This is a genomic window from Flavonifractor sp. (genome assembly GCF_019422385.1).
In the GTDB taxonomy this organism is placed as follows: domain Bacteria; phylum Bacillota; class Clostridia; order Oscillospirales; family Oscillospiraceae; genus Flavonifractor; species Flavonifractor avistercoris.
The window spans coordinates 1-7704 of the sequence record NZ_JAHZDL010000104.1 but is presented as its reverse complement, the minus strand read 5'-3'; the positions used below and the strand labels follow the sequence as shown (position 1 = coordinate 7704).

Here is a 7704-nt window from a genome sequence, read left to right as displayed (position 1 = left end):
CCGGCGACGTGGTGGTCATCCGCTACGAGGGCCCCAAGGGCGGCCCCGGCATGCGGGAGATGCTCAACCCCACCTCCGCCATCGTGGGCATGGGCCTGGGCGAGTCCGTGGCCCTGATCACCGACGGCCGCTTCTCCGGCGCCACCCGGGGCGCCGCCATCGGCCACGTCTGCCCCGAGGCCGCCCAGGGCGGCCCCATCGCCCTGGTGGAGGAGGGGGACATCATCTCCGTCGACATCCCCGCCTGCAAGATCGAGCTCCAGGTGGACGAGGCCGCCCTAGCTGATCGGAAGGCCAAGTGGGTCTGCCCCGAGCCCAAGGTCAAGACCGGCTACCTGGCCCGGTATGCCAAACTGGTAACGAGCGCCGCTCGCGGCGCCGTCCTGGAGTAAAAGCGGGCTGCAAGACCTGGGGCGAGAACTGCCTGCCCTGTAGGGGCGGATAGCATCCGCCCGCTTCGCCCCTTTCCGCTATACAAACATCCCGGCCCTCCGAACGGAGGGCCGGGATGTTTGTTCTATTCAGAAATTGCTGTAGGGACTCTGGTAGCCGGCATCAGGGCCGCTGTTGTCCCGATAGGAGTAGCGGCCATGCACCACCCAGTCGTAGAAGTTGGCCTCTGTGCCCCACATATAGGGGGTGAGCCACAGGGAGAAGGCGGTGGTGGCCAGGATGGTCAGCAGACTGACGGCGCCGGGCCCAAAGATCAGGCCCAGGCTTCCCACCAGAGCTGCGGCAAAGCCGAACAGAAGCGACCAGCCCAGGAAGGACAGATCCTGGATGAACAGCTCGCCCTTCCAGCCCACCATGGCCCGCTTGCTCTCGGTGATGGCGGCCAGGGCCCCCATCTCCGGGTTGTCCAGCAGGAAATACACCGCCAGGCGGTAGCGGTAGGTGACAATGACGGACAGGATGGCCGCGGCGATCACCAGCAGGAGGGCCAGGAACATCAGCATCGGGCCGCCCAGTGCCGACACCAGCATCACGATAAAGGCGGGCACCAAAAACAGCAGGCTCCACAGGGTGGTGAAGATATAGATCAGCAGATACACCAGGAAGGCCCGGCCGATGGTGCGGAAGCCGTCCAGCAGATTCCAGTAGTTGGGCTGCTCGTTCCGCGCCATGCGCAGGACGTAGGAAGTGTAGCCGAAGCTCATAATCCACTGATAGACGGTGATCAGCAGCTGGATCACCAGAAAAGACGCCACGTTACGCGGAGTGAGCAGCACACGGATCAGATCCTCCACCCCATAGACCCCGTCCCACACATAGTAATAGAAGGTGGTAAAGGGGTCGGTCACCAGGCTGGACACCAGGCTGGTGAGCACCGAGGTGAGCAGCAGGTACACCAGGGTCACCAGCATGGGGTGGGGATAGGTGGTGCGCATGGCCTGCTTGGCCAGCGCCTTGGCCTCCGGCCGGTTATAGCCCATAGCAAATTCCTCGCAATCTCTGTTTCTTGATTGGTGGAATCATTCTATCATATCAGCCGTCCGATTGCAAGGCGGGCAATTCGATCCAGAAGCGCACTCCGCCGGCCCGGTTCTCCGCGCCGCAGGTGCCGCCGTGGGCGCGCACCGCCGCCCGGACGATGGCCAGGCCCAGACCGGCCCCGCCGGTGTCCCGGCTCCGGGCCGGATCCCCCCGGTAGAAGGGCTCCCACAGGCGGGTGAGCTCCTCCGTGGTGAAATGGGGGCCGTCGTTGTCCACCGCAAGCCACAGCTTCCCCCGGCTGTTCTCCAGCCGTACCGATATGCTGCCCCCCGCCGGGGTGTACCGCAGGGCGTTGGACGCCAGATTGCCCACCGCCTCCTCCAGCCGGGCCCGGTCGCCGGACACCATCCCCTCCGTCAGATTCAGGGTCACATGGAGATCCCGCTCCCCCGCGGACAGGGACAGGCGGTCAAAGCACGCCCGCACCAGGGCGGCAAAGTCCACCCGCTCCCGTTTGAGGGGGACGCCCCGCTCCAGCCGGGACAGATCCAGCAGCTGCCCCACCAGGGCCGCCATGCGGTCGCTCTCGTCCAGCACCACATCCAGGTACTGCGTCCGCTTGGCCGGGTCGATGTCCTCCCGCAGGGCCTCCGCGTGGGAGCGGAGCACCGCCAGTGGGGTCTTCAGCTCGTGGGCCGCCGCCCGGGTAAAATTCCGCTCCCGGCGGATGGCCCGGGTCTCCAGCCAAGTCAGCCAACAGGCCAGGGCCACCGCCGCCGCCAGGGTGAGCAGGATGGCGGGCTCCAGGCCGTAGAGCAGGTAGAACGGGGGAAGCGCATAATTGCTTACCACAATCTGCTCCATGGAGCCGTCCATGGACATATTTGGAAATGTGCGGGGTGCCGTTCCCCCGGCGGTCATGATCATCTGATCATAGGTCAGGCCGGTGCGGGGATCCTGGGTCAGCAGCTGCTTGATCCAGGCGTCCATCTCCGCCTCCAGAGTCCGGTACTGCTCCAGCCGCATTTCCGGCCCGCCCCGCCCCGCCAGGGCGGAATAAAATTGCACATGGGGCGTCTGGATGTTCTCCATGGTTTTCCCCGGAAACCGGGCCGGATCGGCGTCCACCAGGGTGATCTCCTCCCCGTCCAGGTGGAGCACCGCTCGGATGGGGAAGAACGCCTCCCCCTCCGTCCAGCCGGTCATCTCCAGGCTCTCAAAGGCGGCAGACGCCTCGTCATAGAGCTGATAGACCCTGAGCCATGGATATTCCATGAACACCCGGGCGGCGGCCAGCTGCTCGGCGTCGGTCATGGCGGCGTCAAACAGGACGTATTGGAGGAAGCCGTCCTTGGCGATCCGGGCCATCAACAGCTGGCTCTGCCCCAGCACACCGCCTTCCTCGTCATAGATCCGCAGGAGCATCTGGCCCCCATAGCGCTCTAGCTCTTCACAGGCGATCATGCTCAGATCGACCGAGAAATCCATCTCTTCCCCATTCAGGGAACCGGCCGACCGGCGCGCCTCATATTCGTTGGTGAGAATGTCCTCCGCGCTCCACCGTCCGTTGAGCCACACCAGCGCCGCCATGGCCGCCGCCCAGACGGCCAGGCAGATGCACAGCGTCCGGGCAAAGGCCCGCAGAAACAGAAGCCTGTCTTTCACGACGCTCCCTCCTCCAGCTTGTAGCCCGCCTTGAACACCGTCTTAATCTGCTTTCCTGCCGGGCCCAGGGCGGCCCGGAGGGCCTTGATCCGGCCGTCCACCGCCCGGTCGCCCCCCTCGAAGTCGATGCCCCACACCCGGTCCAGCAGCTGGCTCCGGCTGAGCACCTGCCCTTGGTGGCGCATGAGGCAGAGCAGCAGCTCGTACTCCCGGGGCGGCAGCTCCACCGCCCGGCCGTCCACGGTGCAGGCCCGGCGGCCCGGCTCCAGAGCGATGACCCCGCAGGTGAGGGTTTCCGTCCCCGGGCCGCCCCGGCTGCGGCGGATCAGCGCCCCGGTCTTGGCCAGCAGCACCGCCAGGGAGAAGGGCTTGGTCACGTAGTCGTCCGCCCCCAGGGCGTAGCCCCGCAGCACGTCCTCCTCACCCCCCAGGGCGGTGAGGAACAAAATGGGCACCCCGCTGTGCTCCCGCACCGCCCGGCACACGGCAAAGCCGTCCAGGTTGGGCATGAGCACGTCCAGCAGGATGGCGTCGTAGTCGTTCTCCCGCAGCAGCTCCAGGGCCTCCGCCCCGTCCCGTGCCAGGTCGCAGTCCGCCCCGTGGGCGGTGAAGTAGTCCCGGATGATGTCCCGCAGGCGCTGTTCATCCTCCACGATCAGCACATGGCCGTCCATGGTCTCCCCTCCTCTGTTTCCGCCCACAGTCTAACCCCCAGATGTGTCGGAGTTATGACAAAGGCCCTGGAGGGGTACTCCAGGGCCTTGTTTGATGAAAGAATGCTTACCGGCGTCCGGCTCCGCCGCCGCGGAACCCGCCGCCGCGGGAGAAGCCGCCTCCCCCGCGGGATCTGCCGCCGAAGCCGCCGCCCCGGGAGAAGCCTCCGCCGGAGCGCCCCGCTCCGCCGCCCCGGAAGCCCCCGCCGCTGTGGAAGCCGCCGCCCATGGGGGGGCGGGGCCCTCTGGGCGGGCGGGGCGGCCTGGGCCGGTGGGGCCGGCCGAAGATGAAGGGCCGGTACACATAGGGCGGGGGCGGCATGCCGGGCCCCATGTACCGCCGGTGATAGCGGCGGTAGCGCCAGCCGTCGGCCAGAATCGCCACCACGATGATCACCACGATCAGCGGCGCCAGGAACAGGGACAGCAGCGTACCGACCAGGCTAGAGCCCGTGTATGTATAGAAATGGTCGTTCTCCGGCTGGGGGAGATATTCGTAATCCGGCACCGGCTGGCTTACGGCCCCCGTGGAGGAGGTGGCATAATAGCTCTCATACCAGCCGTAGACGTCGTCGAAGAAGGCCCGGGTGGCGCTGTCGTACTCCCCGGCGTCGTAGCCGTCGTAGAAGTCGTCCTCCAGCCAGCCCTCGATGGTGGAGGCGGACAGGGCGTCCTCAATGCCGGCGCCCGCCATGGCCCACACCTTGTTCTCCCCCACGGCGTACACCAGCAGAAAGCCGTTGTTCCGCTCCGCGTCGCCGATGCCGCCCCACTTCTCCGCCACGGCCATGGCGTAGTCGGCGGAGTCCATGCCGTCCATGAAGTCCACCGCCACCACCACGATCTGGCCGCCGGTGGCCTCGAAGAGGGCCTCGTTCTGGTCGATGATGTACTGCTCGGTCTCCTCGCTGAGCACGTCGGCGTAGTCGGCCACATAGAAGGCGTCGGTGGGCTCCACCACCGCGCCGGCCGTGCCGGTGAGCAGGGCCGCCCCCAGCAGGGCGGCGGTCAGCAGCTTTTTCATGGCTTCCTCTCCTCTCACTGGAAGATCTCCGCCGGCTGGACGAAGGTGAGCGTACCCAGGATGCCGGCGGGGAAGCCCCCCAGCACCCGGGTGTTGAAGTCCTCCGCCGCGGCGTTGTAGCCGTCCCGGGAGATGGTGTCCTGCTCAGAGGCCAGGTCGGTGCGGAAGCCCTGGACATAGTCGGCGTCCCGCTCCGTCAGGCTCGCGTCCTCCAGCTTGAGGAACACGGTCTCCGCGTCCCCCAGCAGCCGCTGGTAGGCCGCGTAGGCGTCGGAGATGCCGGTGCTCCCCGCCAGGGCCTCCCGGCTGGCTGTCAGGTCGGTCAGGTCGCCCTCGTCCAGGTAGCGCCCCGCCACGGTGAGCAGGTTGGCGGTGATGTCCACGCAGTCCTGGAGATCCCCGGCGATGGGGGCGAACTGCGCCTCCACCTGCGCCCTGGCCTGCACCAGGGAGCGGTGGGAGCCCAGCAGGGTGGACAGCACAATCACCACCGCCAGCACCACCATGGCGCCGGTGTGGGTTTTGAGAAATTTCATGGGATTACCTCATTGCATCCAGGTTTGGGGCCCCTTACCCTCTTAATTCCAGAAGCTTCTGCTTGAGCTGGCCCTCGATCTTGCCCAGCTCGGCCTCTGCCTCCCGGCGCTTCTGGGCACCCTCCCGCTGGATGTTCATCACCTCGTCCAGGGTGGAGATGAGCTGCTCGTTGGTGTGCTGGAGGGTCTGGATGTCCACCACGCTGCGCTCGGCCTCCTTGGCGGTCTCGATGGTGCCCATCTTCAGCATGTCGGCGTTCTTCTGCAGCAGCTCGTTGGTCATGTTGGTCACCGCGCTCTGGGCGGCGGTGGCCTGACGGGAGTGCTCCAGGCCCAGGGAGAGCACCATCTGGCTCTTCCACAGGGGGATGGTGTTCACCAGGGAGGACTGGATCTTCTCCAGCATCAGGGTGTCGTTGTTCTGGATCAGGCGGGTCTGGGGGCCCATCTGGATGGAGATCATGCGGGTCAGCTCCAGATCGTGGAGCTTCTTTTCAAACCGGGAGATCATGTTGGCCAGATCGTTGTACGCCTGGGCGTCCTCCTGGGTGCCGGACTGGGCGGCCTTCTTCTGGAGCTGGGCCAGATCCTCCTCCCGCACCTGCTTGAGCCGCTTCTTGCCCGCCAGGATATACATGGTCAGCTCTTTGTAATACTTGGTGTTAAGCTCGTACATCTGATCCAGCATGGCGATGTCCTTCATCAGGGTCACCTGGTGGCCCTCCAGCACCTCCACGATCTTGTCCACATTGGCCTCGGCCTTGGTGTAGGCCACCTTCATGGCCTCCAGCTCGTTGCGCTTCTTCTTGAAGAACCCGAAGATGCCCTTCTCGTCCTCCTCCTTGCCGAAGCCCTTCAGCTCCACCACCAGGGAGGACAGGGCCTGGCCGATCTCCCCCAGATCCTTGGTGCGCACCGAGTTGAGGGTGCTCTCGGAGAAGCCGGCGATGTTCTTCTGGGCCGCCGCGCCGTACTGGAGCACCAGGTTGGAATCGGTGATGTCGATCTGCTTGGCAAAGTCGTCCACCATCTTGCGCTCGGCCTCGGTGAGCTGGCTCTCGTCCAGCTGGATGGCCTGGGCGTCCTTGTCCTGCTGGGCGGCCGCCGCGGCCGCCGCGCCGGTGGGATCCAGGGTGAGGGTGGGCGCCTCCGGGGCCTTGGGGGCCTCCGCCGCCGCGGCGGCGGTGTCCAGATTGGGGGTCAGGGTGAGCTCCGGGGTGAAATCAGTTTGATCAGCCATGGTTTTCCTTCCTCCTCGTTATGATTGTCCCATCTGCATGCCGCCCAGGCCCTCCCGGGCCAGCATCTGCTCCAGGACGGTGATGTCGGTTGAAATGTCCAGCGCCTCGTCGGCAAAGAGGGCGTCCAGCTGCTTGTCAAAGGCCTGAACCACCTTGTCCATCATGGCGTCGATGCGCCCCATGGTGCCGTCGATGTTGGCCCCCTCCACCCCGGCGCTCCCCATCCGGTCGTAGGCGTTGAGCAGCTTCAGCGTGGTGGGCAGGTAGTAGTTCAAAAACCGGCGGATCTGGGGCAGCTTGGCGGGCTGCTGGGCCACGATGTCAAAGATCTTGCCGGTGACCTCCTCCATGTGGACGATCTGGGCGGAGATCTTCTCGTCCTCGATGTTGTCGTCCAGCCGCCGCAGCTCGGACAGGGCCCGCGCCCGCTCGGCGGCGATGGGATCCTCCGGCGCCTGTCCGGCCGGCTCCGGCTCGGGTTCCGGCTGGGGCTCCGGATCCGGCAGGTTCAGCACCTTGTCGGGGCACAGCTTTTTCAGGCCGAACCACACCAGCACCGACGCGGCGGCCACCAGCGCAAAGTGCCACAGGGCATACATGGGCAGGAAAACGGCCCACAAAAGCCACACCGCCGCCGCGCCGTACAGCGGTATGGGCGATTTTTTCACGATTTTTGCCATGGGATCTCCTCCAGACCTGGGGATGGTTTTATTCTACCTTTCCCGTCTCCGGGTGTCAAGAAAACACGTTGACTTTAGGGGGAAAAGTTATTATCATTATATCTATTGAGAAAAAAGGTTTCAGCCAACAGAGAGGAAGTCTGCGCCATGCTCACACTCAAGGATTTCAAAGAGGCCCGCGGCGTGCTCTCCGGTGTGATCCGGGACACCCCGCTGGTCTACAGCCCCGCCTTTTCCAAGGCCACCGGCAACCAGGTGTACATCAAGCCGGAGAACATGCAGCTCACCGGCGCGTACAAGATCCGGGGCGCCTACTATAAGATCAGCACCCTCAGCGACGAGGAGAAGGCCCGCGGGCTGGTCACCGCCTCCGCGGGCAACCACGCCCAGGGCGTGGCCTACGCCGCCCAG

At 65.6% G+C, this 7704-nt stretch carries 9 protein-coding genes; 2 read left to right on the top strand and 7 right to left on the bottom strand.

Annotation, left to right across the window (positions count from 1 at the left end; all coding sequences use genetic code 11):
- Positions 1-392, top strand: a 392-nt coding sequence (locus tag QZ378_RS11415) for a dihydroxy-acid dehydratase (protein WP_291258354.1), incomplete at its 5' end; no start/stop codon positions are given.
- Positions 393-521: 129 nt separating this feature from the next.
- Here the strand turns inward: QZ378_RS11415 and QZ378_RS11410 are convergent.
- The 7 genes from QZ378_RS11410 to QZ378_RS11380 form a co-directional block, all read right to left on the bottom strand.
- Entirely contained in the window at positions 522-1433 is a 912-nt protein-coding gene (locus QZ378_RS11410; RefSeq protein ID WP_291258353.1) for a DUF975 family protein, read from the bottom strand.
- A 52-nt stretch (positions 1434-1485) separates the two neighbouring features.
- On the bottom strand, positions 1486-3099 hold the full coding sequence (locus tag QZ378_RS11405; RefSeq protein WP_291258352.1) for a HAMP domain-containing sensor histidine kinase: 1614 nt from the start codon (positions 3097-3099) through the stop codon (positions 1486-1488).
- Positions 3096-3773, bottom strand: a complete 678-nt coding sequence (locus QZ378_RS11400) for a response regulator transcription factor (protein ID WP_291258351.1) — start codon at positions 3771-3773, stop codon at positions 3096-3098. The genes QZ378_RS11405 and QZ378_RS11400 overlap by 4 nt, the downstream gene beginning before the upstream one ends.
- A 106-nt stretch (positions 3774-3879) precedes the next feature.
- On the bottom strand, positions 3880-4836 hold the full coding sequence (locus QZ378_RS11395; protein WP_191529312.1) for a YgcG family protein: 957 nt from the start codon (positions 4834-4836) through the stop codon (positions 3880-3882).
- A 14-nt stretch (positions 4837-4850) separates the two neighbouring features.
- Positions 4851-5372, bottom strand: coding sequence for a hypothetical protein (locus tag QZ378_RS11390; protein WP_291258350.1), 522 nt, complete (start codon positions 5370-5372; stop codon positions 4851-4853).
- A gap of 34 nt (positions 5373-5406) precedes the next feature.
- The gene (locus QZ378_RS11385; RefSeq protein ID WP_191379650.1) at positions 5407-6612 is read right to left on the bottom strand and encodes a toxic anion resistance protein; all 1206 of its coding nucleotides are present in this window, start codon (positions 6610-6612) and stop codon (positions 5407-5409) included.
- Positions 6613-6630: 18 nt separating this feature from the next.
- On the bottom strand, positions 6631-7293 hold the full coding sequence (locus QZ378_RS11380; RefSeq protein WP_291258349.1) for a 5-bromo-4-chloroindolyl phosphate hydrolysis family protein: 663 nt from the start codon (positions 7291-7293) through the stop codon (positions 6631-6633).
- A 147-nt stretch (positions 7294-7440) separates the two neighbouring features.
- Between QZ378_RS11380 and QZ378_RS11375 the strand changes: the two genes are divergently transcribed.
- The coding region (locus tag QZ378_RS11375; RefSeq protein WP_291258348.1) for a pyridoxal-phosphate dependent enzyme at positions 7441-7704 on the top strand (264 nt) is incomplete at its 3' end.

Excerpts from the sequence above, each read along its gene's own strand:
- QZ378_RS11390 (WP_291258350.1), bottom strand. The coding sequence starts at position 5,372 with ATGAAATTTCTCAAAACCCACACCGGCGCCATGGTGGTGCTGGCGGTG.
- QZ378_RS11385 (WP_191379650.1), bottom strand. The coding sequence starts at position 6,612 with ATGGCTGATCAAACTGATTTCACCCCGGAGCTCACCCTGACCCCCAAT.
- QZ378_RS11395 (WP_191529312.1), bottom strand. The coding sequence starts at position 4,836 with ATGAAAAAGCTGCTGACCGCCGCCCTGCTGGGGGCGGCCCTGCTCACC.
- QZ378_RS11380 (WP_291258349.1), bottom strand. The coding sequence starts at position 7,293 with ATGGCAAAAATCGTGAAAAAATCGCCCATACCGCTGTACGGCGCGGCG.
- QZ378_RS11410 (WP_291258353.1), bottom strand. The coding sequence starts at position 1,433 with ATGGGCTATAACCGGCCGGAGGCCAAGGCGCTGGCCAAGCAGGCCATG.
- QZ378_RS11400 (WP_291258351.1), bottom strand. The coding sequence starts at position 3,773 with ATGGACGGCCATGTGCTGATCGTGGAGGATGAACAGCGCCTGCGGGAC.